Raw genomic sequence first — 25,405 nt, forward strand, 5'->3', positions numbered from 1 at the left:
CTTGAAAAGGTGTGAAGCGTGAAATCGAAACTGCCTTGGCTTGTCAAACGGTCCCCTGGCGACCCCAGAACCGCGGGCGCATTGACCTGGTGCTCCGGCCGGTCCGCTTGTCGTCTGGCCAGCAAGGTCGTGCTGCTAATCGTCTTGTCGGGCTGCTCGCCGGTCGCGCCATACGAGCGGCCGACACTGCCCGTGGTGGGGCAATTCGAAAACACGGATGCCACGATCCAGGAAACACCATCGACCGCGGCGATTGCTTGGAATCGGTTCTTCGGCGACCCCGGCCTGCGTGAGGTGCTTGCCCTGGCCGAGGCAAACAATCTCAGCCTGCGCATCGCCATGCATCGGGTGGCCGAGGCGCGCGCACAGTTCGGCATCCAGCGCGCCGAGCAACTGCCCAGCATCGGCCTTGGTGCCTACGGCAACCGCAGTAGGGTACCGGCCGACCTGTCTATATCTGGCCGTTCCTATGTCGCCGCGCAATACCAGGCCACGCTCAACCTGAGTGCCTGGGAACTGGACTTCTGGGGCCGCGTGCGCAACCTCAAGGACGTCGCTCTGGAGACCTACCTGGCCAGCGACGAGGCTTGGCGTGCCGTCCGGGTCGCCTTGGTGGCCCAGGTAGCGAACACCTATCTCGCGGAACGCGAGCTGGATGAGCGTGTGGCCATCGCCTGCCGGACCGTGGTGACCCGCGAGGAGGCACACCGCATTCTTGTCCGGCGCTATGAAGTCGGCTCCGCCTCCAGGCTGGATGCCGCCCAAGCCGAGATTCTGCTTAACCAGGCGCGCGCCGAGCTGACCGTGCTGGAACGCCTGCGTGAACAGAACCACAATGCCCTCGTCTTGCTGGTGGGCACGCCCCTGGCGCCGATGGCGCGGCCCCTGTCGGAGGTCGAGTCCGGATTCGTGCGAGGGATTGACCCCGGCCTGAGCTCCGACGTGCTCCTCGACCGACCCGACGTGCTCGCCGCAGAGCATCGGCTCAAGGCCGCCCATGCCAATATCGCAGCCGCCCGCGCCGCCTTCTTCCCCCGCATAACCATGACCGCTGGTTTGGGAAGCGCTAGCGCCGAGCTGGACGGCTTGTTTGGTGGCGGCAGCCAGGTCTGGAGCTTCCTGCCCAGCCTGAGTCTGCCAATCTTCGATGCCGGCCGCACCCAAGCCAACCTAGACCTGGCCGAGGCGCGCCGCGACGCGGCGGTGGCCGACTATGAACAGGTGATTCAGAGAGCCTTCCGCGAGGTGGCCGACGCCCTGGCCGAGCGGCGCTGGCTGGCCGAGCAGGTCGGCGTGCAGCGGGCCAGCCTGGCCGCGCAGTCGGAACGGGCACGCTTGGCTGGACTGCGCTACAGCAACGGCGCCGCCTCCTACCTGGAAGTGCTCGATGCCGAACGCGACCGGTTCGCCACCGAACAGGCCCTGGTGCAGACGCGGCGCGCCCTTCTGGCCAGCGGCGTGAACCTGTATGCGGCTCTGGGCGGAGGAGCCGTCCGGAGCACCGACACCGAGGATGAAAGATGATGAAACCGACGACCCGAAAATGGTTATCCAGAATCGCCGCGCTCGTTGTTCTGATCGGCATTGCCGCTTTCGCTTGGCTGCAATTCGCCGGCGACGGCGACGAGGAGGGCCTAGCCGGCGGCAACGGCCGCATCGCAGCGGTGGAGGTCGACATCGCCGCCAAATCGCCCGGCAGGGTCAGAGAAATCCTGGCCAATGAAGGTGAGTTGGTCACCGCTGGCCAAGTGGTCGCTCGCATGGATACCGACGTGCTGGAGGCCGAGTTGCGCCAAGCCGAGGCGCAATTACAACAGGCCCGTAGCGCGGTGGCCACGGCACGCAGCCAACTGGCCCTTCGCGAAGCTGAAAAGGCCGCCAACCTGGCGGTGCTGAGCCAGCGCGAGGCCGAGCTCGACATCGCCAGGAAACGCCAGTCTCGTTCCACCCTGCTGGCCAGCGAGGGTGCCAGCTCTCAACAGGAAGCGGATGATGACAGCGCGCGGGTCAAGGGTGCGGTCGCGGCAGTCGGCGTCGTGCGTGCCCAGGGCGCGGCGGCCGATGCGGCGATTACAGCGGCGCATACCCAGATCGTTGGTGCCGAGTCGGTGGTAGCGGCGGTCCAGGCCAGTATCGAGCGCATCCAGGCCGACATCGCCGACAGTGCGCTGCTGGCGCCTCGGGCCGGCCGCATCCAGTACCGGGTGGCCCAGCCCGGCGAGGTGGTGGGTAGTGGTGGCCGGGTGCTCAACATGGTCGACCTCGCCGACGTCTACATGACCTTCTTCCTGCCTACCGCCGCGGCCGGCAAGCTGGCCTTGGGCGACGAGGTGCGGCTGGTACTCGATGCCGCGCCCCAATATGTCATCCCGGCGAGCGTCTCCTTTGTCGCCGACGTCGCGCAGTTCACGCCCAAGACGGTGGAGACGGCGGTCGAGCGGGAAAAGTTGATGTTCCGGGTTAAGGCGCGGATCGACCCTGATCTGCTCAGGAAACACATCCTCCAAGTCAAGACCGGCCTGCCGGGCATGGCCTACGTGCGCTTCGACCGCACCGCGCCCTGGCCTGAGCGTCTGGCCCTGAAACTGCCGCAATGACCGCGAACGAGCCCGTCGTCCGCCTGCACGGTGTTGGTCTGCGCTACGGCAAGACCCAGGCCCTCGTGGACATCGACCTCGACCTACCGGCCGGCTGCGTGGTTGGCCTGATCGGCCCGGACGGGGTCGGCAAATCCAGCCTGTTCTCGCTGATAGCTGGGGCGCGGGCGATCCAGTCCGGCCACATCGAGGTTCTGACCGGCGATATGGCCGACGCCCGCCACCGCCGCGCGATCTGCCCACGCATCGCCTACATGCCCCAGGGTCTGGGCAAAAACCTGTATCCGACTCTGTCGGTATTCGAGAACGTCGAATTCTTCGCCCGCCTGTTCGGCCAGGGCCGAGCCGAGCGCGAACAACGTATTGCCGATCTGCTCCACACCACCGGCCTGGCGCCGTTTGCCGACCGCCCCGCCGGCAAGCTGTCGGGCGGCATGAAGCAGAAGCTGGGCCTGTGCTGCGCCCTCATCCACGATCCCGACCTGCTCATCCTGGACGAGCCGACCACCGGCGTCGACCCGCTCTCGCGACGCCAGTTCTGGGAACTGATAAAGCGTATCCGGACACGCCGACCGGGCATGAGCGTGCTGGTGTCAACCGCCTACATGGAAGAGGCGGCACGTTTCGATTGGTTGGTGGCGATGAACGAAGGTCGCGTCCTGGCTACCGGTGCGCCGGCCGAACTGCTGACAGAGACGCAAACCGATAGTCTGGAAGCTGCCTTCATCGCGTTCTTGCCCGAGGGACAAAGGGCTGGCTACCGGCCGGTGGTCATCGTGCCGCGTGAGAAGGACGGCGATGGCGAGACTGCCATAGAGGCACAAGGCCTGACCATGCACTTCGGCGATTTCGTAGCAGTCGATCAAGTCAGCTTCCGCATCGGCCGGGGCGAGATCTTCGGCTTCCTGGGTTCCAACGGCTGCGGCAAGACCACCACCATGAAGATGCTGACTGGCCTTTTGGAGGCGAGCGCGGGCGAGGCTTGGCTGTTCGGGAAACCGGTGGACGCAAAGGACATCGAGACCCGGCGCCGGGTCGGCTACATGAGCCAGTCGTTCTCGCTCTACAGCGAACTAACCGTGTGCCAGAATCTGGAACTGCACGCCCGCCTGTTTAGGATGCCGGAGGCGCGTATCGGCCCGCGCGTCGAGGAGATGGCGGATAAGTTCGATCTGGCCGAGGTCATGGATGCCCTGCCCGACGCCCTGCCCCTGGGTGTGCGCCAACGGTTGTCTCTGGCCGTCGCCCTGATCCACGGCCCGGAGATGCTGATCTTGGACGAGCCGACCTCGGGAGTCGACCCGGTGGCGCGCGACGCCTTCTGGCGCATCCTGATTGGGTTGTCACGTCAGGACAAGGTCACCATCTTCATCTCCACCCACTTCATGAACGAGGCAGAGCGTTGCGACCGCGTCTCGCTCATGCACGCCGGCCAGGTATTGGTCAGCGACACGCCCGCTGCAATCGTTGCGGAACGGGGAGCGAATTCGCTCGAAGCCGCATTCATCAGCCATCTGGAAGCGGTGGCCAGCGACGACGGCGTGGCTGAGCCCGAGTCAGACGCTGCCCTGCCGGCAGGTAGCGGAATGGCCACCTCCGCACCACCTTACGAAGGCTTCAGTTCTCGCCGGATGTTCAGCTACATGCGTCGCGAATCTCTGGAACTGAGCCGCGACCCAATCCGCCTGGCGCTGTCCCTGTTTGGCAGCCTGGTGCTGATGATCGTGATGGGCTACGGCATCACCCTGGATGTTGAAAATCTCAGCTACGCCGTACTCGACCGCGACCAGACCGTACTCAGTCAGGACTACCTGCTGAACCTGGAGGGTTCGCGCTATTTTGTCGAGCGCCCGCCAATCCGTGATTACGACGATCTTGATCGGCGCATGCGCTCGGGTGAGATCAGTCTGGCCATCGAGATTCCGTACGGATTCGCACGCGACGTCGCGCGCGGAGATAGGGTATCTATCGGCGCATGGATTGACGGCGCCATGCCGACCCGCGCGGAAACCGTGATCGGCTACGTCCAGGGCATCCACGCACAATGGCTGCATACACGCGGACGTGAAGAACTGGGCGAGGCGGCGCTGGGCGGACTGGCCACGATCGAAACACGTTTCCGTTACAATCCCGACGTCAAGAGCCTGCCCGCGATGGTCCCGGCCGTGATCCCCCTGCTGTTGCTGCTGATCCCAGCTATGCTGACGGCGCTGTCGGTTGTGCGGGAGAAGGAGTTGGGGTCCATTGTAAATCTGTACGTCACCCCGGTGACCCGCACCGAATTCATGCTCGGCAAGCAGTTGCCCTACATCGGCATGGCCATGGTCAATTTCCTGCTCCTGACCGCCCTAGCCCTGTTCCTGTTCAGGGTGCCGATTACCGGCAGTTTTCCTACTCTTGCCCTCGCCGCCATGCTGTACGTGTCGAGTTCGACGGCCATGGGCCTTCTAGTGTCCGCCTTCACCCGTAGCCAGGTGGCCGCTATGTTTGCCGCCGCCGTGCTCACCATCCTGCCCGCAGTGCAATTTTCTGGTATGACCGACCCGGTGTCCTCCCTGGAGGGTGCCGGCCGATGGATCGGCGAGATCTACCCGACCACCCACTTCATCACCATAGCCCGTGGCACCTTCTCCAAGGCGTTGGGCTTCGCCGACCTGCAGGGTGCTGTTCTATCGCTCGCCATCGCTGCTCCGGTGCTTATCGGCTTGGGTGTGCTGCTGCTCAAGAAACAGGAGCGCTGACCATGAGTCTGAGAAACGTCGGCAACCTCGGCATCAAGGAGCTGCGCAGCCTGATTCGCGACCCGATGATGATGGTGCTCATCATCTACTCCTTCTCGTTCGCCATCTACACGAAGGCAACGGCAATGCCGGAAACCCTGCAGAACGCTCCTATCGCCATCATCGACGAAGACCGTTCACCGCTCTCCGAGCGCATCATCGATGGCTTCATTCCACCCTATTTCATGCCGCCCGCGCTGATCACGCAGGCAGAGATGGATGCGCGCATGGATGCCGGGCTGGACACCTTCGCGCTCGACATCCCACCGGACTTTCAGCGCGATGTGTTGGCTCGGCGTTGCCCGACGATCCAGCTCAATATCGATGCCACGCGCATGTCACAGGCTTTTGCCGGGGCCGGGTATATCCAATCCATTGTCATGACCGAGGTCAACACCTTCGCACAGGGGTCTCAGATGACGGTCATGGCCTCGCCCATCAATCTTGAGTTACGTTCACGCTTCAATCCCGAGCTCAACCGAGCCTGGTTCGGTTCGATCATGGAAATCATCAACCAAGTGACCATGCTGTCCATCGTCTTGGCAGGCGCCGCGCTAATTCGCGAGCGAGAACATGGCACGGTGGAACATCTGTTGGTGATGCCGGTCACGCCGTTCGAGATCATGATGAGTAAGGTGTGGGCGATGGGGCTGGTGGTGCTGGGGGCATCCGCAGTGTCCTTGCTGATCGTGGTTCAGGGCATGTTGGCGGTGCCGATCCAGGGCTCCATCCCGTTGTTTCTTGCGGGTACGGCCTTGGTTCTGTTCGCCACGACCTCACTGGGTATCTTCCTCGGCACACTGACGCGTTCCATGCCGCAGTTCGGGTTACTGATGATGCTGGTGCTGCTACCACTGATGATCCTTTCCGGCAGCCTGACCCCGCGCGAAAGCATGCCGGAAGCGGTGCAGTGGATCATGCTTGCGGCGCCCAACACCCACTTCGTCATGCTCTCCCAGGCCATTCTTTATCGTGGTGCCGGGCTGGATGTGATCTGGCCACAATTCCTCAGCCTGGCCGCGATCGGCACAGTCCTGTTCGCACTGGCGCTGGCGAGATTCCGGCGAACCCTGGTGTTGATGGCATGAACCCTCGCACTAAGCCAAGTCCGCAATCCGGCCGGCATATCCCAGCTACTTGGCGCGCTTTGCCTGGCGGTATCTGGGCCTTGGGATTCGGCTCGCTGTTCATGGATGTATCTTCCGAGATGATCCATAGCCTGTTGCCGATATTCATAGTCACCGTACTGGGAACGTCCATGGTGACCGTCGGGGTGATCGAGGGCGTCGCCGAGGCGACGGCGGCAGTCGTGAAAATGGTCTCAGGGATGTTGAGCGATTATTTCGGGCGGCGAAAAGTCCTGATGCTCCTCGGCTATGGGCTCGCGGCCTGTAGCAAACCGGTTTTCCCCCTAGCCACATCGATTGGCGGGGTTTTCGCAGCGCGTTTCGTCGATCGCGTCGGTAAGGGCATCCGCGGGGCGCCGCGAGACGCACTAGTGGCTGACATCACGCCGAAAGAATTGCGCGGCGCGGCCTATGGCTTGCGTCAGGCACTCGATTCAGTCGGCGCTCTGCTCGGGCCGCTGATGGCTGTGGCTTTCATGCTCTGGCTCGCGGAAGATATCCGGGCAGTGATGTGGATCGCGGTGATACCCGCTTTCCTCGCGGTGGCGCTGCTGATGATATATGTGCGCGAGCCAGAGCATGAAGGCCAGCAAGAACATGTCAAAGTACCGTTCACTCTGGCCGGTAGCAAGCGTCTGTCGCCGCGATACTGGCATGTTGTGCTGTTGGGGGCGGTTTTTACCTTGGCCCGCTTTAGTGAGGCCTTCTTGGTGTTGCGTGCGGAGAACGTCGGGCTCACGCTCGGCTTTGTGCCGATGGTCATGGTGGTTATGAACGTGTTTTATGCAGGGGCGGCCTATCCAGCCGGCACCGCTGCCGACCGATTCGGCCCGCGCACCCTGTTGTTGATCGGTCTAGTTTTGCTTATTGCCGCCGATGTTGTACTGGCTTCGGCACATCGTACAGCGGCGATTTTCGCCGGTGCGGCGCTGTGGGGTCTGCACATGGCCTTCACTCAAGGCCTTTTCTCGAAACTGGTTGCTGACACTGTGCCGGTCGAGTTGCGCGGGACCGGGTTCGGCATCTTCAATCTCGTCAGCGGCGGTGCTTTGTTTCTCGCGAGTGTGATTGCGGGAACGCTGTGGAACGCTTTTGGACCCTCGTCTACCTTTTTGGCCGGTGCCGGCTTTGCGATAGCCGCCGTGATCGGTCTAGTACCATTGCACCTTGCCCCGCGATCAGGGTGATTGGCGATAGGAGCAGAATGACCCAATGGATGCATCAGGCCCCGTGCGAACCCGCGTATATAGATTCTTGTCCTATCGCGGTCGCAAATCTGCAAAGCACGAGAGCAATATCAGGAAGCTGTGGGCTGGGTTGGCGATACTGCTATGTATCGAGGCCACCAATTCATTCACAGCCTGGGCAGCAGAGCCGCCGAAGACCGGCACCTTAAGCTTCGTCCTGGAAAACGACTTGTTCTACGACGTCGACCAGCACTACACCAACGGTGTTGGCTTCGTCTGGGTTCCGGATCGCCGCACGCCGACGCCGGAGTGGGCGGTGCGCCTGGCCCGACGGGCACCGTGGTTTCCCGAGGAAGGCCCGGTATACCACGGCTACGCCTTCGGTCAGAGCATGTTCACACCCAGCGACATCAAGCTGTCCGACCCGCCCTTGAGCGAACGCCCTTATGCCGGCTGGCTGTACGGCCTGGTCGGGGTGGGCACGGCGACGGACGGCCAATTTGACCTGTTCACCCTGAGTCTGGGCATGGTCGGCCCGATTTCGCTCGCCGAGCCGAGCCAGAAGTTCGTCCACAAGGTCATCGGTGCCGATGAACCGCGGGGTTGGGACACCCAACTTGGCAACGAACCTGGCTTCGTCGCCACCTATCAGCGCAGTTGGCGCGGTCTCGCGAAGGCCTCTCTGGGCGGCACTCGGCTGGATCTCACGCCCCACCTTGGCGGTGCGCTCGGCAACGTGTTCACCTACGTCAACGCTGGCCTGACCCTGCGTTTCGGCAAGCACCTACCCAAGGACTACGGGCCGCCGCGCATTCAGCCCGGCCTGCTTGGCTCGGGCGAGTTCGTACCGACGTCCGGGTTCAACTGGTATCTGTTTGCCGGTATAGAGGGCCGCGCCGTGGCACGCAACATCTTCCTCGACGGCAACAGCTTTCAGGACAGTCGCAGTGTCGACCGGCGACCGCTGGTGGGCGATCTGCAGTACGGTTTCGTGATCGATTGGCAGGATGTCCGGTTCGGCTACACCCACGTCTTGCGTACGCGTGAGTATCGTGGCCAGGATAGCGGCGACGACTTCGGCGCCGTCAGCATATCGATCAACTTCTGAGCCGAAAAACTAACTGACCTTTTGGACCAAAATTCGGGGTAACTTCAAACCCGCAGATGACAAACACTATCGCAATCACGAAAGCGTTATACGATACCCGCAAAACCACTTTGACCGTCGAGGCCACCAGTGATTATCCGAATGCGAATCTTTATCTGGAAAACTTTGGGCCGATGACATTTACTCAGCTCTTCAAAGGGAAATACATTTGGAGCTATGTCAACACAAGTGTCCCAGGTTCGCCGGGAACGGTGACAGTGTCCGGTCCGGAAGGTAGTGTGACGGTGCCAGTGGCCATCAAATGACGATTTGGGCACTGATGTCATAGTCGAACGTTTTGGCAGCGTTCCTGTAAAATTTTATCCTGCCAGGTGTAGGAACGGTCACTCATGCTCTTTTTTCAACGGATCTTCCGATCCAGTCCTCGGTACTGGATCGCCTCGGCCAGATGGCCCTGGTGGATATTCTCCTCTCCTTCCAAGTCGGCGATGGTCCGCGCCACCTTGAGGATGCGCGAGTAGGTGCGGGCCGACAGCCCCAGCCGTTCGGTGACCATCTCCAGAAGCTTCTCGCCGGCATCATCCACCGGGCAGAACTTGCGGATTTGGCGGGCGCCCATGCGGGCGTTGGCATACAGGCCGAAGGGGGCCAGACGCTGGTTCTGGATGCGGCGGGCGGCTTCGACCCGTGTTCGGATGGTGGCTGAGGATTCGGCATCGATCGGGTCGGCCAGTTCGCGGTGCGGCACCCGCGGTACCTCGATGTGAAGGTCGATGCGGTCGAGCAGGGGCCCGGACAGGCGGCGCCGGTAGCGCTCGATCATGGTCGGCGTGCAGGAGCAAGCCTCATTAGGCTCCCCTAATTTTCCGCAGAAACAGGGGTTTGAACATCTTTTACAAGTTTTCCATTTCACCTGAAACCCCGCACAAAATCGAAATTCCCTTTAAAATACAGGTGCCTAGGGAGCTCACCGAAGAACCGACCACCCTCGGCGATCACCTGCGCCGCCGTCGCCTTGAGCTTGGATTGTATCAAAAAGATGTCGCAGTTCAGATTGGTGTGACCACCTCTACCATCTGGAATTGGGAAAATAACTGGTCAACGATCACCTTGAGTTGCATGCCGAAAGTTATCGAGTTCCTCGGATACAACCCCGTCCCCTGGCCCGACAAACTGGTTGATAAATTGGCTTGGTACAAACAGGTGCATGGCCTGACATTGGAACAGCTTGGGGCCGAAATGAACCGTGACCCCGAGCAATTGTCCGACTGGCTGAGTGGCCGGCACAAGCCTTGTCGGCGTAACCGGAAGGAGGTTGAGCTATTTTTATCGAGTCACGCCCAGGGGCCTGAGGCGGTCCAGCGGTTGGGGGCAGCTTTGCCGGAAGAGCGAGCGGTGGCAAGTGGTTCAATGAATTCTTTTATGGCAAGGACAACTTCCGAGAAGCTATGAGGAACGTGATCCTGCCGACGGCGTTTATGGAAGGCTGCCCCATTTGTTTGGCCTAATCGAAAACTTCGGTAAACGCGACGATCACATCGGGTAACGAAGCGCCTCTCCGTTCAAAGGTGAGGCGAGTGGCTTCGGCCAAATTTTCTCCCTCGAAGTTGAGCTGGCGCGATTCAGCAGGCGTTTCCGGACAGACGTGACGCTATTCTTGACACCCCCCTCACGCTCACAGTAGAGCCTCCAGATAGAATCTTTTCCACACGGCAGGTTTTTGTATATTCGAGCACTTTAGCCAGGTTGAATTTCTTCCGCGACTTGTTGAGTTTTAGCGCCTCCAGGATCACATCCATGCCTATTTCATTGCGGAACTTGAAACCATCCGCCAGAGTTTTTTCTGGGTTGTAGATCCGAATCGTCACACCATCGACCTAGTGCTCCTCGCTTCCTGGTTTGAACGCGGCCTCGCAAAACTTATGCGCGCCCATCGGGGGGAAGTCGAGCGACGACATTCGTGAGTTCCGGGGAACAGCGACAGAAACCTCGTGTGGAGTCTGAGTGGTGAGGCCGTGGAAGGCCAGGGCGGAAATCAGGCAGATGACGTCATTCGAAAATCGCAGGCCCAATGTCACCAGATCCGTGTTGCCAATCGGCAGCAGCTCCGCCAGACGATAGCCCACTCGGGTCACCGGTTTGATGGTGCCCTTGTCCCAGAGGCTATACAGCACAGTATGTGCAGGCGTGAAAAAGCCCTCTCTAATTTGAGAGGGCTTTCCAGGAGGGTCAATTCATCATCCCGCCACCATGTCCCATCGGCCAGTCAGGATTATGCATGCCCATGTTGCTGTTAAAATTTTGGCTCATGTGGTATCCACCGCCGTCATAGTAAAAGCCGGAATAATCATTAACGCCATCTCCGTCGGTGTCGGCAAAAACATCGTTGATGCCATCACCATTGGTGTCCACCCAGCCAAAACCATGCCGGTAGGGCATTTCAGAGATATCATCAATCCCATCACCGTTGGCATCCTGATAACCCGCCATGTAGCCGTAGCAGGAACTCTGGCCTGCGAAAGGACCGCTGGCCAGATCGTTGAGGCCGTCGCCATCGGCATCGATGAAGCGGTCGTTGATACCATCGCCGTTTGCGTCCACCCAGCCATAGCCATGGCCATAGGGTGTTGTTACAGTCCCGATGTCATTCACCCCATCGCCGTCCGCATCAGCAAAGAAATCGTTTAAACCATCGCCGTTTAGATCAGCCCAACCGGGCATCCCCACATATGGGGTTCCAGTGATATCGTTGATTCCATCGCCATTGACGTCCCTGAATCTGTCATTCACACCGTCACTGTTATCATCACTCCAGCCAAAAGGATGCTGGTAAGGCATACCGGTGAGATCACAGATGCCATCACCATCAACATCCACAAAACGATCATTGATGCCATCACCATTTTCATCGATGAAGCCGAAGCCAAAACCATAGGAACGCCCGTTCAGGTCGTTAATTCCATCACCATCAGCATCGATGAAATGGTCATTGAGACCATCGTTGTTGACATCTCTGTAACCCAGGTCCATGTGATAGGCATAGCCAGCAAAGCGACGCCCCTGGTCACATATCCCGTCACCGTCAATATCTGCAAAGTTGTCGTTGATGCCATCACCATTTTCATCAACCCAGCCGAAGTGATAGCCATTGAAACCGGTAAAAGTCCGGACCTGACCATCAGCCAGGGCCATGGTGCCGAAATCAAGACCCTGACCGGCGGCGATTCGGAAGGGGAATTCTATCTCCGTCCCGTCGCCCATCTGGATATACAGCGAGTGATCACCATTCGCGATATTGCTGATCGTGAAGCGGTCCTGGGCATTCGGGAACACAGGATTTGAAGAATTGTCGAGATAGATGGTCGCCGGCACAACGGCGACTGCGGACGTGGGGGTGATCAGGTCAATGAACCGGGACACCGCGCTCGACTGGGTCGTCAGCACGCCTGTAACCGTCGATGATTGCAAACTCGGGGTCGTCCCAGAACCGACATTGGAGGAACCATCATCGCTGCCACCACCGCCGCAAGCAGTGAGGGAAAAGCCTGCCAAAATCAAGAGACTGAAAATGGTGAGCCATTTCAAGGGTTTTTGGTACATAATTAAAGCTCCTTTTTTCTGATTTTATCCTATAAAACAACTACTTTAGCAAATAAAAGCACTGCACTTACTGTGCCGGCTCCAAGTCCCTGTCTAAGCCCCTTGAATCATGGCTCAAAAGAAGTCATTTGAGGTGAACACCTTTCTGGTCGCCTCATTAACTGTTGAATAATCAACATGATTCAGTGGAATATCCGATAATATTGCAATTCACGATATCTAGGGATGCATTGTCATTAGATTCTTATCTTCTTTGTCCTACTCAATTCTTTTCTGGATCATCCAGAGGTATTCAGCATTGGGCAACTCGGCAACTGGGCAACTGGGCAAGACAGACAATGTCTGTCTGTCAGATCAAGTCTCGATTGCTTTATCTTAATCATCTTCTAGCTGATTGCTAATTTCACCAGCAACCACCCATGTGGCTAGCCATGCGGTTCATGTGCTCCGGGTCCATGTGTCGGCCTTGCCCCATCCTGCCCCAGTGGCTTTGATGATCACAACCATTGTAACCACAGTGGAACCATGCCCCCTTGTCGCCAGCGATAAAACCACCTGCCTCATTGTTGGCCTTATCCAGCAAAGTCCAGTATTGCTGCTCAAGATCAGCAATTTCAGCTTCGAGTTGTTTCAATGTGCCGACGGTGGTGCTGTCGTTCGCTCTGGCAACACGGTATTCATCGCTTTTGCTGTTCAAAGATGCTTGCAACTCGTCCAGCTGGCCAGAGTATTTTGTCTTTACCGCATCGAGTTGCTGAAGTTGTTCAGCGGTCAGGTTCGCGTGCGAATTGCCGCTGCCATGCCCCATCAAGTTCCCCCGGCAGGCGAAGCTAGTGGAAGCAAGTGACAGGAAACCAAGAGCAAGTGCGACGGTTATAATTTTCTGGATATGTGCTGTTCTTTTCATCTTCTCTCTCCTTTTTTGGTGTTTAGCTACCAGTCTTTTCCGAAGCTGTGCTTGGTTGCTGCTCGTTACAGTAAGGGCAGTAAGACCAATCGTGCTCGATAATCCGGCTGCAGTTCGGGCAATTATGTTTGAGCGCGTTGCCGCAATGGGGGCAGCGGAAATAAGTGGCATGAATTGCCCCGGAACATTTCGGGCAAGTCAGAGCCTGAGGGGCCGGTGCTGGTTGGCGTCTGAAAATCAGCCAGATGATGCCCGCAACAATGATCACCATAAAGAACCCCGGCATAAACCAACCGCCCATGTGCCATCCGCTCCATGCGGAACCTGGACCACAAAACATTTTCTCTCCCCCTAATACCGCGAATGTCCGCAACCCCGGTGGTGGGTATGCGAGCTGTCAGTGTTTGATGAATAGTGCCCGTGACCATGTCCGCCCCAGTGCCCCCAGGGGCCACAGCCTGAAAGCAGGAAAAGACTCCCGGCCAGAACGATAAGTAACAGAACTGTTTTCAGCATGATGTCCTCCTTTTCTTCATTGTTACCCAGATAAAGAGCAATGCCGATGCCAACAGCGTAAGCTTATGAAAATATTAAGATAGTGCTTTGGTGTGGGGTGGTGGGCGGTTAATGTTTTTACGTTTCAGGCAGGTTTAAACCGAGCCACTGTCAAAAGTTTTGACAGTCTCAGGTCAGGCCGTATTCCTTGAGTTTGTTCTGCAGGGTCTGGCGGGTGATGCCGAGAATTTCGGCCGCACGGGTGCGGTTATTTTCGGTCTGGCGCAGGGTGGAGAGGATCAGCTCCTTCTCCATGTCTTTCAACGTCAGGCCGGGTCGGATGGCAAAGGGGCGTTCGCTATTGTCCGCATAGGACTGACGAACCTGCAGGGGTAAATGTTGCAGGGCGATCTTTTCTTCCAGGCAGAGGATGACTGCCCTCTCGATGGCATTTTCCAGCTCACGGATATTTCCTGGCCAGTGATAAGCGAGCAACGCCTCCATCGCTTCTGATGCAAAACTGCGAATGTCTTTGCGGTTTTTATCGCAGTAAAGTTTGAGGAAATGTTCGGCCAGGGCCGGGATGTCCATCGGTCGTTCCCGCAAAGGCGGCAGGTGCAGCGGAACAACACTGAGGCGGAAAAAGAGATCCTGGCGGAAAGTTCCTTCTTCGACCATCCGTTCCAGGTTTTTATGCGTGGCGGCGAGCATGCGAACATCAACCTTGATGGTTGCACTGCCGCCGAGCCGTTCGAATTCACCTTCCTGTAGCACACGCAGGATTTTCGCCTGGGTGGTCAGGCTCATGTCGCCGATCTCATCAAGGAACAAAGTGCCTTTATCCGCCAGTTCAAAACGCCCTTTACGCCGTTCGGCTGCGCCGGTAAAGGCTCCTTTTTCATGGCCGAACAGTTCACTTTCCAAGAGATTTTCATGCAGAGCAGCGCAGTTGACCTTGATGAAGGGCGCGTCTCTACGCAGGCTGTTGTGGTGAACCGCACCGGCAACCAACTCCTTGCCGGTGCCCGATTCGCCGGTGATCAAGACAGTCGCATCGGACGGCGCGACCAGTGACAGGGTTTCGGCCAACTCCTGCATTGGCTGGCTGCTGCCGGTTAAGTTGCCAAGATCGAACTTTTCACCCAGTCGCTGCTTCAGGGAGATGTTCTCCTGCTGCAGACTTGTGAAGTCGAGAGCCCGTTTAACGGTTAGGCTCAAGGCTTCGCTGTCAACCGGCTTGGTTACATAGTCGAAAGCCCCTTGCTTCATTGCCTCGACAGCATTTTCCACTGAGGAAAAAGCGGTGATGATGATCACCGGAAGTTCTGGCTTGAGTTCTTGAATCTTAACCAAAGCCTCCAGTCCATCCATTCGCTGCATCTTCAGATCCAGCAGAACGAGATCCACATCTCTTTCTTTAGCCAGATGGACTGCGACGTCGCCATCATCCGCTTCAATGATTTCGTATCCCGCTGCGCCAAGATGGGCTTTGAGCATGGTCCGATGTGCCTTATCGTCATCAACCAGAAGCAGGGTTTTTTTTGCCTGGCTCATGCTTGCTCCTTCCGCAGCGGCAGGATGATAGTAATGCAGGTTCCCTGGCCGAGCTCACTGGTCACTTCAATACGCCCATTGTGTTGCTCGATGATCTGTTGCACCAGAGCGAGACCAAGGCCGGTGCCATCTTTCCGGGTGGTGTAGAAGGGGTCGAACATTTTTGCCTGTTCTTCTCTGCTGATACCCTTGCCGGTATCCTGAACCCACAAACGGACAGTTTCTTCCGCCTCTTTCCCGCCAAGAAAAATGGTGTCAGCGACAGCGGTTGCCGCCAGACTGTTCTGCAGCAGATTGAGGAACACCTGCTGCAACAGGTCTGCATCCGCGCACAGTTTTAAACCCGACCCATGGATTTGTAGCTCCAACCCAACTCCTTTGCTTTTGGCTTCCTCCTGCACGAAAGTCAGGCATTTCTGCGCAATACTGCTGAAGTCGATCTTCATCAGTTCGGGCTCTCTCGGTCTGGAAAATTGCAGTAAGGCGGAAACCGTGCGATTGAGGCGATCAACTTCGCCAACCATCAGGTCTGCATATTCCTTCGCTTGTGCATCCTGCCCGGTGTTGCGGCTAAAGTACTGGGCGAAGCCCCGCAGCGTTCCAAGAGGGTTGCGGATCTCATGGGCAACTCCGGCGGCCATCTGCCCGAGTGCTGCGTGGCGACGGGAACGTTCCAAGGCCTCTTCCATGGCTTTGATTTCCCGCTGATCCCGCAAGATCAAGACCATCCCGCGCAAGCTGCCTTCCCGATCCCGCAGGTGGGACGCGCTGACTTTTAAGGGAACCGTTTCACCATCCTGGCGGAGACAGTCCATCGGTTGGTCGATAAATTCCTTACCGGAACGTAAGAAAGGGGCGAGTGAACACTCTTCGGGGCCTGTCAACTGTTGCAGGGTTTTGCCGTGCATATCGAGCTCTTTGCGGCCGAATATCTCCAGGGCTTTGCTATTTGCTGAAACAATCCGCCGTTCCGTATCGATACTGATCAAACCGGCCGGCATGCTGTTGATCACATTGTCGGTGTACAGCTCCATGTTCTCCAGCGCTGCCTTGGTAACCTGGGATTTGTGCGACAGGAACAGGGCATAGAGGCCACCCGAACTAAGCAGAAACAGAATGCCGAATAAGATCAGGCTCTGCTTAACATCTTCAGCGCGGGCGGCATCAAAGTCTTCCGTGTAGAGCCCCAGGTAGATGAGCTGTCGACATTCACTATTGTCGTTGCTACCCGGCATTCCACACCAGTTCCGCCAGCGTTGCATCATCCCCATCCGTCTCGGCATCATGCTCAACGGACTGAACTCTTTGGCAATTTCATAAATCCGCTCTCCTGATGAATCGGTCAGGAACCTTGCCAGTGGTTGAGCATTGCTCAAGACTTGTAACCCTGGAGGCAGGTCGGTCGGCTCCGGTGCTTCTCCGGCACTGGCAATGGGGTGACCTTTCTCATCTTGGATCACGATATAGGCGATGGTTTCCTCGCGAGCTGTTTCTGTGACCAGAGTGGCGAGGTTGCCGCCGCTTGGTCCCATCATCATCGAGGTTCTGGCCCCAGCCTCAAACGCTCGGATCAACGTTTCTGCTTCTTTCAGCAGAAACCCTTCCATGAATTGCTCTTCGCGATCCAGATTGTGCCACGTGACGATAGCCAGAACACCGGCCAGCAGCAGGCTGGCCAGAATAAACCCCAGTGCCGGTAGAGAGATGTGCCTCTTCGTGTGGTTCCTCGGAGCCATGTTTTTGCTGTGTTCCTGTGTTGACATTTGTCGCCGAAACCCCTAGCGTATGTTTTAACGTTTGAATACCTATTCATATAAGGGTGTGCCATGGACCAGGATATTTGTCAAGTTAACCTTATCCACGAGGATCGTGTCACTGAAGCGAAAAAGCAGATGCCGCTACTGGCAATTGTCGAGCAGATGGCGTCTGTCTATAAACTTCTCGGCGAACCGTCACGGCTTAAGATCATGCTTGCCTTAAGCGCGTGTGAAATGTGCGTTTGCGACTTGGCGGCGATGCTGGATTCAACCCCCTCGGCAATCTCGCATCAACTTAAACTGCTGCGCATGACCGGATTGGTCCAGGCCCGAAAGGAAGGCAAAATGGTTTACTACAGCCTTGAAGATGCTGCGGTTAAACCAATTCTGCTTGCTGGCCGGAATTACGCGAACGAGAAAAAGGTCTGAAGATGGATATGTTTGTTGGCGTTTTTCTGGAATCGTGGGAGGTGCTGGCGGAGTCCGCCCCTTACGTTCTGTTCGGTTTTTTTGCTGCAGGCATCCTCAAGACTTATCTCCCTGAACAGATGGTTGCGAAACACTTGGGGAGCAATTCGACCTCTTCTGTCATAAAGGCATCCCTGTTCGGCATCCCTTTGCCGCTTTGCTCCTGCGGGGTTATTCCAGCGGCGATAGAATTGCGGAAACAGGGTGCCAGTAAAGGGGCTTCGGCAGCCTTTTTGGTTTCAGTTCCTGAGACAGGTGTCGATTCGATTGCCATCACCTGGGCGTTGCTCGATCCGGTGATGACGATTGTTCGCCCGATCTCCTCCTTTTTTACCGCAACCCTGACCGGACTCTTCATCAACCGTTTGCCCGAAGATGTGGAACCCGCTTCGCAAGAGGAGGCGAAACAGCCCGGCTGTGGCTGACCGGCTAAGACGGATGGGGGTCCCCCATCAAAAAGCAAAGAATCACACTTTTCCCGCATTCGTTCCGGGCTGGCTTATGCCTTTGGCGATCTGCTCGGTGATATCGGCAGATGGCTGCTGCTCGGAATCGTTATTGCCGGTCTGATTTCATATCTTGTCCCTGATGATTTTTTCCTGCGCTATATGGGCAACGAAGCTCTGTCGCTACTGATTATGTTGGGGGTAGGCATTCCCATCTATATCTGTGCCAGCGCTTCGACTCCCGTTGCTGCAGCCTTAGTCCTGAAAGGACTCTCTCCGGGTGCAGCACTGGTCTTTCTGCTGGCCGGACCTGCAACCAATGCCGCCACATTAACCGTTGTTGCGCGTTACTTCGGCAAACAGGCCACCATGGTCTATCTGGCCTCAATTGCGATCTGCTCGTTGGTTTTTGGCTGGTTAACGAACCGACTTTACGAATGGCTTGAGCTTGACATTATAATGTGGGCCAATGAGCCGACCGATGTGTCGGATTCGCTGTTTATGCAAGTTTCGGCGGTGGTGGTGCTTTTCTTTATTCTGCTTAATCCGCTCTCCCAGAAATTAAAAGATACTTCTGACGGGTAATTAAATCCATAAGTTCATTGATTGCTTCAAGTCACCATACCCTCCAGAACAGATAAAGCCTCGGGCAGCTTATGTGGGCTGAGGCTTTACTGAGTATTTTGTCCGCCAGTGTGATCCCTCTTTTTAAGCTTAGGACAAATCACTCATTATCGGCGTGTCAATAATCCGAAAGAATTTTAAAACGATCTGGCCGAGAGAAACCTGAAAATCCCTTAGGGACAAATCTTGAAGCGTCAATAGTTTTTCCGATCCAGCCCCCGGTACTGTATCGCCTCGGCCAGATACTGTTGGCGGATGCTCTCATCCCCGGCCAGATCGGCAATGGTCCTGGCGACCTTGAGAATGCGGCTGTAGCTGCGTGCCGACATACCGAGTTTATCGACCACCATCTCCAGCAGTTTTTGCCCCGCCTCGTCCAGCGGACAGAATTTGCGGATATGCCGGGCCGCCATGGCGGCGTTGGCGTGCAGGCCATAAGGGGCTAGCCGCTCGCGCTGGATCGTGCGGGCTGCTTCGACCCGGGCACGGATGGTTGCCGAAGATTCCCCTTCGACCGGATCAGCCAGATCCTTGTGCGGCACCCGTGGGACATCGATCTGCAGGTCGATTCTATCGAGTAGCGGGCCGGAAAGACGTTGCCGATAACGTTGGATATCGTGCGGTGTACAAGTACATAAGTTATTGAAATCACCGAGGAATCCGCACTTGCAGGGGTTCATGGCGGCAACCAGCATGAAGGTCGCCGGAAAACTCAGCGTGGTGGCGGCGCGGGCGATGGTGACGTGACCGTCCTCCAGGGGCTGACGGAGCATTTCGAGCACGTTTTTCTTGAATTCGGGCAGTTCATCGAGAAAGAGGATACCATTGTTGGCCAGGGAGACCTCGCCCGGACGGGGAATGGCGCCGCCGCCTATGAGACCGGCATCAGAAATAGTGTGGTGAGGGCTGCGGAAAGGCCGCACGTTGAGGAGAGCGTTTTCTTTGGGCAAAAGGCCGATGATGGAGTGGATCTTGGTCGTTTCCAGTGCTTCCTCAAAATTCAGCGGGGGCAGAATGGTCGGCAGGCGGCGGGCCAGCATGGTCTTGCCGCTGCCGGGCGGTCCGATCATCAGGAGATTATGGCCTCCGGCGGCAGCCACTTCCAGAGCTCTTTTAACATGGTCCTGGCCGCGCACCTCGGAAAAATCGTCGCAGCCGGCGGGTAGGGCTTCGAGATTCTGCTCGTGGCTGCACTGGTGGGGGGAGAGAATCTTTTCCCCGTTGATGAATTCGACCACTTCGGCCAGGTCGCGCACGCCGTAGACGGGCAGGGCTTCGACAATGGCGCCTTCGGCAGCGTTCTCCCAGGGGACGATGAGACCTTCTGTCTGCCAGTGGCGGGCGGCGACGGCGAGGGGGAGAGTGCCGCGAACGGGCTTGACCAGGCCGTCGAGGCTGAGTTCGCCGATCAGGACGTACTTACGGATGTTCTCGCTTTTAACGATACCGATGGCCGCCAGGATACCGATGGCCATGGGCAGATCGTAGGCGGTGCCTTCCTTTTTCATGTCTGCCGGCGCCAGATTGATGGTGATGCGGCGGGTGGGGAAGTCGTAGCCTGAGTTCTTGATGGCTGACTTGACGCGATCCTTGCTCTCCCTGACTGCTCCTTCCGGCAACCCTACCGTGGCGAATTGGGGCAACCCCTGGGCGATATCCACCTCTACATCAACAGGGAACGCTTCGATGCCGTTGAGCGCTCCTGATAGTACCTTGGCCAGCATACTCCCTCCTCAAAAATGAACCCATTAAAATTAAAGAACGCTTAATCTAAACAGAAAGGCCCCGGATCGCAAGCGATAAAGCTGCGAACCGGGGCCTGGGTTCAAAAAGAGAGGCAGGGAGGTTACTGGTGATCCATGATGTATTTCTCCGCCATAATCGCGGCGACGGCGCCATCGCCGACGGCGGTGGCGATCTGTTTGAGGATCTTCTTGCGCACGTCGCCGGCGGCAAAGACTCCCTCCATGGAGGTGCGACACTCGCCATCGGTGAGAATGTAACCCTCTGCGTCGAGGGTGAGGGTTTCGGCGAGAAAATGCGCCTTGGGAGTGACGCCGATGGCGACGAAGAGGCCGGAAACTTCGAGCAGGCGCTTGTCGCCACTGGTCGTATCGGTCAGTTCGATGCCGGTCAGGCCGGAGGTATCTCCTTGCGTGCCGGTGACCTGGGCGTTCCAGAGAATCTCAATCTTGTCGTTATTTTTCAGCCGATCCTGCAGGATGGAGGTGGCCCGCAGCTGGTCGCGGCGATGGATGAGATACACCTTCTTGGCAAAGCGGGTGAGAAAAAGGGCTTCTTCAGCGGCTGTGTCGCCGCCGCCGGCAATGGCGACGACCTGGTCACGGAAAAAAGCCCCATCGCAAGTGGCGCAGTAGGAGACGCCGCGCCCGGTGAATTCCTGCTCGCCGGGAATGTCGAGTTTTTTCGGTTCGGCCCCGGTGGTGATAATGACGGTGCGCGCGAGGACGGGCTTTTCGTCTACGGTGATACGACGCACCTCGCCTAAGTCTTCCAGGGCCTGTACTTCACCATACTGGACTTCGAGTCCGAATTCCTGGCAGTGCTCCTGAAAACGCATCATGAGGTCAGGGCCGTCGATGCCGCCGGGAAAGCCTGGATAATTTTCGACCTTGGTGGTCGTCATGACCTGGCCGCCCATGATCATGCGTTCGACAAGAAGGGTCTCGAGTTTGGCGCGGGAGGTGTAGAGCCCGGCGGTCAGCCCGGCGGGGCCGCCGCCGATAATCAGGGTATCGTAAATTTTTTCGGTCATGGGTGTCTCTCCTGTGGAAAATTTGGTCGCCAAGATAACACAGCCGGCTAGAAAAGTGAAAGAACTCTCAGTTGACGGGAGTCAGTCTGAGGATAAGGAGTCCCTTGATTTCCCTCGGGCCTCTGGCTAGTATGGGAGGCGTTTCGGGTAGAAAAGGCGCATTTTTGCATGGAGGGGGAAAGGTTTCAGGATGTTATGAAAAAAATGACGGGTTTTCTGGTCTGGTCACTGGTCTTTCTGCTGGTGCTGCTGGCTGCCGATCAGCTGATGGTGCATGCTAAGCTCAAAGGGAAGGGACTGACGGCCGTGCAGACCTTCTATATTGATTTTCGCGATCGCCTCTTTGCTCTTGTTGACGGCAAGCCGACGCCAAGTGTTGAATCCCTCATCGAACAGGCGGAGACTCCAGCCCCCGAACGCCCTGTGACCGTGAAACCAACCGAAAAGTCTCCCCGCTATCTCTACGTCGATAGGAACGGCGAGCTGCATTTTGCCGAAAGCCTGCAGCATGTTCCAGCTGAGTACCGCCAGGAGGCCGAGCCCCTGTCCGACTGAGGCTGTCCCCGGTAGCTCAGGGCAAGTGACCATAAATTTCAGGACGGCGATCGTGGTAGCAGCGGATCTGGGAACGGTATTCGACCATTTCGCTGAAATCGAAGGTCGCCGCCAGTTCGACGTTTTGCTCGCCTCCCTCGGCCAGGACCTCTCCCCGGGCCGAGAGCAGCAGGCTCATGCCGAAAAAATCGAGCTTTCCCTGAATACCGCAGCAGTTGGTCGCGACGACGAAAAGCTGGTTCTCGATGGCGCGGGCACGCAGCAGGGTGCGCCAGTGCTCCTGGCGCGGCTTGGGCCATTCCGCCGGCAGGCAGATGATCTCGGCCCCTTCCAGAGCCATCTTGCGGAAGAGCTCGGGAAAACGCAGATCGTAGCAGATAGCCACTCCCAGGCGACCGACGGAAGTCGATACGACCAGAGAATGGTCCCCTGCCGACAGGAACCGATCTTCTCCCATGGTGGAGAAGAGATGCAGTTTGCGGTAGGTGCCGGCGACCTTTCCCTGATCGATAATATAGGCTGTATTGTAAAGGGCCTTCCCTTCTTTTTCCGCCAGACTCCCCACCAACACCATGCCTGACTCGGCGCTCTGCCGACAGAGTGCCTGCACGACTTCGGGTGTCCGCTCGGCCAGTTGGCCAAGGCGCTTGTAGTCGTATCCCGTGCTCCACATCTCCGGCAGTACCGCCAGCTGCACGCCCTGTGAAGCCAGTTTTTTCAAGGCTGAAAGAGCTTGGGACAGATTGGTATCAATGTCGCCGAGAGCAATGTTGAACTGGGCGACTCCGGCCATAACCTTATGGGTCTGTGACATCATGGGTGAATCCTGTCTGCTAAGGGCTAAACCGAGGCATCACAAAGGTTTTGTGATAATGAATCGGGGCGAAGTATAGCCTATCGGGTGGTTGTTCGGCAAGTGTCCAGGTCCTTCAAACATCTTTTGAAATCAAAAAATCCCACTGGAACCAACCTGAAAAGCAGTTCAGGTTTCCCCAGGATGAACAGACAATTGGCAGGCTGAATTTCGTGTTGAACGAACCATAGCTCCAATGAAAAAAGAAAGAGGTGGTGAAAAAAATGTTGCGAAGCCCACTGAGTTTCTGCTAAAAACCCCCATAAAACATCGTTTGTTTTTATCGAGATGACCGAAACATAAATGTAAACGACAGCCCGTTCCTAGTTTTCTTGACCCCCGCCGGGAAGCATGTTAAGCATTTAATCGCGTCCGGATAAAAAAGAAGATTTTATGGAGCAGTCCTTTCTCTTTGCAAGGGCGATTCCTGTGCATTTTTAACGTCCACCTTTTTCGCTGGATGATTTGCCATGGCCAAAGTTGCCACTTTTTTTATCATGCTCGCTTTCTGGGCCCTTCTCTCGGGAATGTTTGACGCTTTTCACTTCACGCTCGGGGTGATCTGCTGTCTGCTGGTGGCTCAGTTCAGTCACAGGCTGCTCTTCCCGGACGGGATAGGGGGCCGCTGGATACGGGATATTTTCGGCATGTTCCTGTATCTGCCCTGGCTCTTCTGGCAAGTCATCATCGCCAATTTTCAAGTGGCCTACATTGTCCTTCATCCCCGCATGATGGATCTCATCGACCCCCAGCTTATTCGCTTCAACACCCAGCTCAAGCGCCCCTTCGCCAAAGTGACCTTTGCCCAGTCTATCACCCTGACACCGGGGACCATTACGGTGAGTGTTCACGAGGACGAATTCACCGTTTATGCCCTGACCCGTAGTGGGGCTGAATCCCTGCCGGGGGAAATGGAGCAGCGCGTGGCCAAAGCTCTGGAGGATAAAGCATGATCACCCACATTGTCATGGCGGGCGCCATTTTTATTATCCTGTTGATGGCCTTGTGCCTGATTCGGGTCGTCGGTGGTCCAACGGTGCTCGATCGTATCCTTGGGGGCAGTGTCATCGGGACCAAGACGACCGTTCTGCTGCTGCTGATCGGCATGATGTACGGTAATGTCGGCATGTTCGTCGATATCGCCCTCGCTTATGCCCTGCTGAACTTTATTGCCACCCTGGGGGCGACCAAGTACTTTTTGCGGCGCAAAAGTGTGCATCTTGAAGGCGAGTCCTGATCTGGAAAGGAAAGAATAGACCGATGAGCATCGTTTCTGCATTTCTCATTCTGGGGGGCCTCTTCTTTTTTGGGGTGGGAGTCGTCGGTATTTTGCGGCTCCCCGATTTCTACACCCGGCTGCATGGGGCCAGCAAGTGCGATACCCTGGGCGCTTTTCTGATTTTGTCCGGGCTGGCTCTCCATGTTCTCGCCGTCTTTGATCTGGCCCATGTGCTGGTCAGCCTGAAAATTATGGCCATCGCTATCTTTCTTTCCATTGCCAATCCGACAGCGACCCATGCCATCACCGAGGGCGCTCTTCTTGCCGGGGTCGAACCCTGGCGCAAGGGAAAGGGGGCAAAATGATCTGGCAAGTCGATCTGCTGATCCTGGTTCTCGTCGTTATCTGTGCCCTGGCGACCATAACGACCAAGGATCTTCTCGGTGCTTCGGTTATCTTTGGCGTCTACAGTTTCATGATGTGCCTGCTGTGGGCCGAAATGGGCGCGGTCGATGTGGCCTTTACCGAAGCGACCGTCGGTGCCGGCGTCAGTACGATTCTGTTTATTGCCGCCATTTTAAGGACGACTCGAAGGAGTAAAGATTGAAAACCGTCGCTTTGCTCGCAACGCTGTTGACCGGGGCCCTGCTGTTGTACGGCACCAAGGATTTCGCCCCCTGGGCTGATCCGCAATCGCCGGCCAGCACCCACCTGTCAGCCTATTACATTGAGAATGCCGTCAAGGAAACTCATGTCCCCAATCTGGTGACCGCCGTTCTCGGCGATTACCGGGGCTACGACACCATGTTCGAAACGGTTGTTATCTACTGTGCCGGATTGGCGGTCGTCAGCGTGCTCAGGAGACGAAAATCATGAAGACGCTGCAGCAGCGCTATGAGGGGCGGGGTTTGGGGCACGATCTGATCATTCAGACCTCGGTGCGCCTGATGGTTCCCTTTATTCAGCTGTTTGGCCTTTACGTCATCGTTCACGGCCATTACAGCCCCGGTGGCGGTTTTCAGGGCGGCGTTCTGCTGGGAGCCTCCTTTATCCTGCTGGCGCTGGCTTTTGATATCAAGATGTCCATGCGGCATTTTTCGGAAAGAATCAACCTGGTTCTCGGCAATACCGGTGCCCTGCTTTTTGTGGGCACGGGCGTGCTCTGTGCGCTGGTCGGTGGCCTCTTTCTGGATTACAGCGCCCTGACGGCCCTGTTCCCCATGGACGCTATCGAGTGGCGTTCTTTCGGAATTTTCATTGTCGAGGTCGGCGTCGGGCTGGCTGTCGCGAGCATCATGCTGTCGCTCTATTGGGATCTCAGTTCCAACGGCGACCTGGAAGAGGGGCTCTAG

The 25,405-nt window shown here is 57.2% G+C and carries 25 protein-coding genes and 1 pseudogene; 16 read left to right on the forward strand and 10 right to left on the reverse strand.

The window, feature by feature from the left end; all coding sequences use genetic code 11:
• The first annotated feature begins 18 nt into the window (after positions 1-18).
• The 6 genes from AOP6_RS00250 to AOP6_RS00275 all read left to right on the forward strand — a co-directional run bounded on the left by AOP6_RS00250 (position 19) and on the right by AOP6_RS00275 (position 8,799).
• Positions 19-1,524 carry an efflux transporter outer membrane subunit gene (locus AOP6_RS00250; RefSeq protein WP_213194664.1) on the forward strand — a complete coding sequence of 502 codons (1,506 nt, stop codon included), beginning with the start codon at positions 19-21 and terminating at the stop codon, positions 1,522-1,524.
• Entirely contained in the window at positions 1,524-2,597 is a 1,074-nt protein-coding gene (locus tag AOP6_RS00255; RefSeq protein ID WP_155877579.1) for an HlyD family efflux transporter periplasmic adaptor subunit, read from the forward strand. The genes AOP6_RS00250 and AOP6_RS00255 overlap by 1 nt, the downstream gene beginning before the upstream one ends.
• Positions 2,594-5,338, forward strand: a complete 2,745-nt coding sequence (gene rbbA / locus AOP6_RS00260) for a ribosome-associated ATPase/putative transporter RbbA (RefSeq protein ID WP_155874650.1) — start codon at positions 2,594-2,596, stop codon at positions 5,336-5,338. The genes AOP6_RS00255 and rbbA overlap by 4 nt, the downstream gene beginning before the upstream one ends.
• Positions 5,339-5,340: 2 nt before the next feature.
• On the forward strand, positions 5,341-6,465 hold the full coding sequence (locus tag AOP6_RS00265; RefSeq protein WP_155874651.1) for an ABC transporter permease: 1,125 nt from the start codon (positions 5,341-5,343) through the stop codon (positions 6,463-6,465).
• Positions 6,462-7,691, forward strand: a complete 1,230-nt coding sequence (locus AOP6_RS00270; RefSeq protein WP_155874652.1) for an MFS transporter — start codon at positions 6,462-6,464, stop codon at positions 7,689-7,691. Before AOP6_RS00265 ends, AOP6_RS00270 begins: the two co-directional genes overlap by 4 nt.
• Before the next feature lie 130 nt (positions 7,692-7,821).
• Positions 7,822-8,799, forward strand: coding sequence for a lipid A deacylase LpxR family protein (locus AOP6_RS00275; RefSeq protein ID WP_213194666.1), 978 nt, complete (start codon positions 7,822-7,824; stop codon positions 8,797-8,799).
• 400 nt (positions 8,800-9,199) lie between these two features.
• On the opposite strand, the gene AOP6_RS00280 is transcribed toward AOP6_RS00275, so the two are convergent.
• Positions 9,200-9,712 carry an ATP-binding protein gene (locus AOP6_RS00280; RefSeq protein ID WP_225897315.1) on the reverse strand — a complete coding sequence of 171 codons (513 nt, stop codon included), beginning with the start codon at positions 9,710-9,712 and terminating at the stop codon, positions 9,200-9,202.
• Here AOP6_RS00280 and AOP6_RS00285 point away from each other — a divergent pair.
• Positions 9,682-10,251, forward strand: a complete 570-nt coding sequence (locus AOP6_RS00285; RefSeq protein ID WP_225897316.1) for a helix-turn-helix transcriptional regulator — start codon at positions 9,682-9,684, stop codon at positions 10,249-10,251. The genes AOP6_RS00280 and AOP6_RS00285 overlap by 31 nt on opposite strands.
• Positions 10,252-10,421: 170 nt before the next feature.
• Here the strand turns inward: AOP6_RS00285 and AOP6_RS00290 are convergent, their stop codons facing one another.
• The 6 genes from AOP6_RS00290 to AOP6_RS00320 form a co-directional block, all read right to left on the reverse strand.
• Positions 10,422-10,667, reverse strand: a complete 246-nt coding sequence (locus AOP6_RS00290; protein ID WP_155874654.1) for a hypothetical protein — start codon at positions 10,665-10,667, stop codon at positions 10,422-10,424.
• Positions 10,668-10,676: 9 nt separating this feature from the next.
• The gene (locus AOP6_RS00295; RefSeq protein WP_155874655.1) at positions 10,677-10,925 is read right to left on the reverse strand and encodes a hypothetical protein; all 249 of its coding nucleotides are present in this window, start codon (positions 10,923-10,925) and stop codon (positions 10,677-10,679) included.
• Positions 10,926-11,028: 103 nt separating this feature from the next.
• A complete protein-coding gene (locus AOP6_RS00300; protein ID WP_155874656.1) occupies positions 11,029-12,399 on the reverse strand; it encodes a hypothetical protein in 1,371 nt (456 codons plus the stop codon).
• 403 nt (positions 12,400-12,802) lie between these two features.
• Positions 12,803-13,306, reverse strand: coding sequence for a hypothetical protein (locus tag AOP6_RS00305; protein ID WP_155874657.1), 504 nt, complete (start codon positions 13,304-13,306; stop codon positions 12,803-12,805).
• Between the two features lie 684 nt (positions 13,307-13,990).
• Complete coding sequence (locus tag AOP6_RS00315) at positions 13,991-15,355, reverse strand: sigma-54 dependent transcriptional regulator (protein ID WP_155874659.1); 1,365 nt, start codon at positions 15,353-15,355, stop codon at positions 13,991-13,993.
• On the reverse strand, positions 15,352-17,118 hold the full coding sequence (locus AOP6_RS00320) for an ATP-binding protein (RefSeq protein ID WP_155874660.1): 1,767 nt from the start codon (positions 17,116-17,118) through the stop codon (positions 15,352-15,354). The genes AOP6_RS00315 and AOP6_RS00320 overlap by 4 nt, the downstream gene beginning before the upstream one ends.
• A 63-nt stretch (positions 17,119-17,181) precedes the next feature.
• Between AOP6_RS00320 and AOP6_RS00325 the strand changes: the two genes are divergently transcribed.
• Together AOP6_RS00325 and AOP6_RS00330 are read left to right on the forward strand one after the other, a co-directional pair.
• Positions 17,182-17,541 (forward strand): metalloregulator ArsR/SmtB family transcription factor, encoded by a 360-nt coding sequence (locus AOP6_RS00325; RefSeq protein WP_155874661.1) that lies wholly within the window; start codon positions 17,182-17,184, stop codon positions 17,539-17,541.
• Positions 17,542-17,549: 8 nt separating this feature from the next.
• Positions 17,550-18,611 (forward strand): annotated as a pseudogene (locus AOP6_RS00330) (SO_0444 family Cu/Zn efflux transporter).
• 233 nt (positions 18,612-18,844) lie between these two features.
• Here the strand turns inward: AOP6_RS00330 and AOP6_RS00335 are convergent.
• Together AOP6_RS00335 and trxB are read right to left on the reverse strand one after the other, a co-directional pair.
• Positions 18,845-20,374, reverse strand: coding sequence for a YifB family Mg chelatase-like AAA ATPase (locus tag AOP6_RS00335; protein ID WP_155874664.1), 1,530 nt, complete (start codon positions 20,372-20,374; stop codon positions 18,845-18,847).
• Positions 20,375-20,496: 122 nt separating this feature from the next.
• Complete coding sequence (trxB, locus tag AOP6_RS00340; RefSeq protein ID WP_213194669.1) at positions 20,497-21,426, reverse strand: thioredoxin-disulfide reductase; 930 nt, start codon at positions 21,424-21,426, stop codon at positions 20,497-20,499.
• Positions 21,427-21,630: 204 nt separating this feature from the next.
• Between trxB and AOP6_RS00345 the strand changes: the two genes are divergently transcribed.
• On the forward strand, positions 21,631-21,981 hold the full coding sequence (locus AOP6_RS00345; protein WP_155874665.1) for a hypothetical protein: 351 nt from the start codon (positions 21,631-21,633) through the stop codon (positions 21,979-21,981).
• A 16-nt stretch (positions 21,982-21,997) separates the two neighbouring features.
• On the opposite strand, the gene AOP6_RS00350 is transcribed toward AOP6_RS00345, so the two are convergent.
• Positions 21,998-22,795, reverse strand: a complete 798-nt coding sequence (locus tag AOP6_RS00350; protein WP_155877582.1) for a carbon-nitrogen family hydrolase — start codon at positions 22,793-22,795, stop codon at positions 21,998-22,000.
• Positions 22,796-23,304: 509 nt separating this feature from the next.
• On the opposite strand from AOP6_RS00350, the gene AOP6_RS00355 reads away from it, so the two are divergent.
• The 6 genes from AOP6_RS00355 to AOP6_RS00380 are packed head-to-tail and all read left to right on the forward strand — an operon-like array spanning position 23,305 to position 25,405.
• Positions 23,305-23,787, forward strand: a complete 483-nt coding sequence (locus AOP6_RS00355; RefSeq protein WP_155874666.1) for a Na+/H+ antiporter subunit E — start codon at positions 23,305-23,307, stop codon at positions 23,785-23,787.
• Positions 23,784-24,071 carry a monovalent cation/H+ antiporter complex subunit F gene (locus AOP6_RS00360; RefSeq protein WP_155874667.1) on the forward strand — a complete coding sequence of 96 codons (288 nt, stop codon included), beginning with the start codon at positions 23,784-23,786 and terminating at the stop codon, positions 24,069-24,071. Before AOP6_RS00355 ends, AOP6_RS00360 begins: the two co-directional genes overlap by 4 nt.
• 23 nt (positions 24,072-24,094) lie before the next feature.
• Complete coding sequence (gene mnhG, locus AOP6_RS00365) at positions 24,095-24,418, forward strand: monovalent cation/H(+) antiporter subunit G (protein WP_155874668.1); 324 nt, start codon at positions 24,095-24,097, stop codon at positions 24,416-24,418.
• On the forward strand, positions 24,415-24,660 hold the full coding sequence (locus AOP6_RS00370; protein WP_155874669.1) for a hydrogenase subunit MbhD domain-containing protein: 246 nt from the start codon (positions 24,415-24,417) through the stop codon (positions 24,658-24,660). Before mnhG ends, AOP6_RS00370 begins: the two co-directional genes overlap by 4 nt.
• On the forward strand, positions 24,657-24,929 hold the full coding sequence (gene mbhE, locus AOP6_RS00375) for a hydrogen gas-evolving membrane-bound hydrogenase subunit E (RefSeq protein WP_213194671.1): 273 nt from the start codon (positions 24,657-24,659) through the stop codon (positions 24,927-24,929). Before AOP6_RS00370 ends, mbhE begins: the two co-directional genes overlap by 4 nt.
• Positions 24,926-25,405: a Na(+)/H(+) antiporter subunit B gene (locus AOP6_RS00380; RefSeq protein WP_213194673.1), complete on the forward strand. Its 480-nt coding sequence runs from the start codon at positions 24,926-24,928 to the stop codon at positions 25,403-25,405. Before mbhE ends, AOP6_RS00380 begins: the two co-directional genes overlap by 4 nt.

The organism is Desulfuromonas sp. AOP6, from assembly GCF_009731355.2.
In the GTDB taxonomy this organism is placed as follows: domain Bacteria; phylum Desulfobacterota; class Desulfuromonadia; order Desulfuromonadales; family SZUA-540; genus SZUA-540.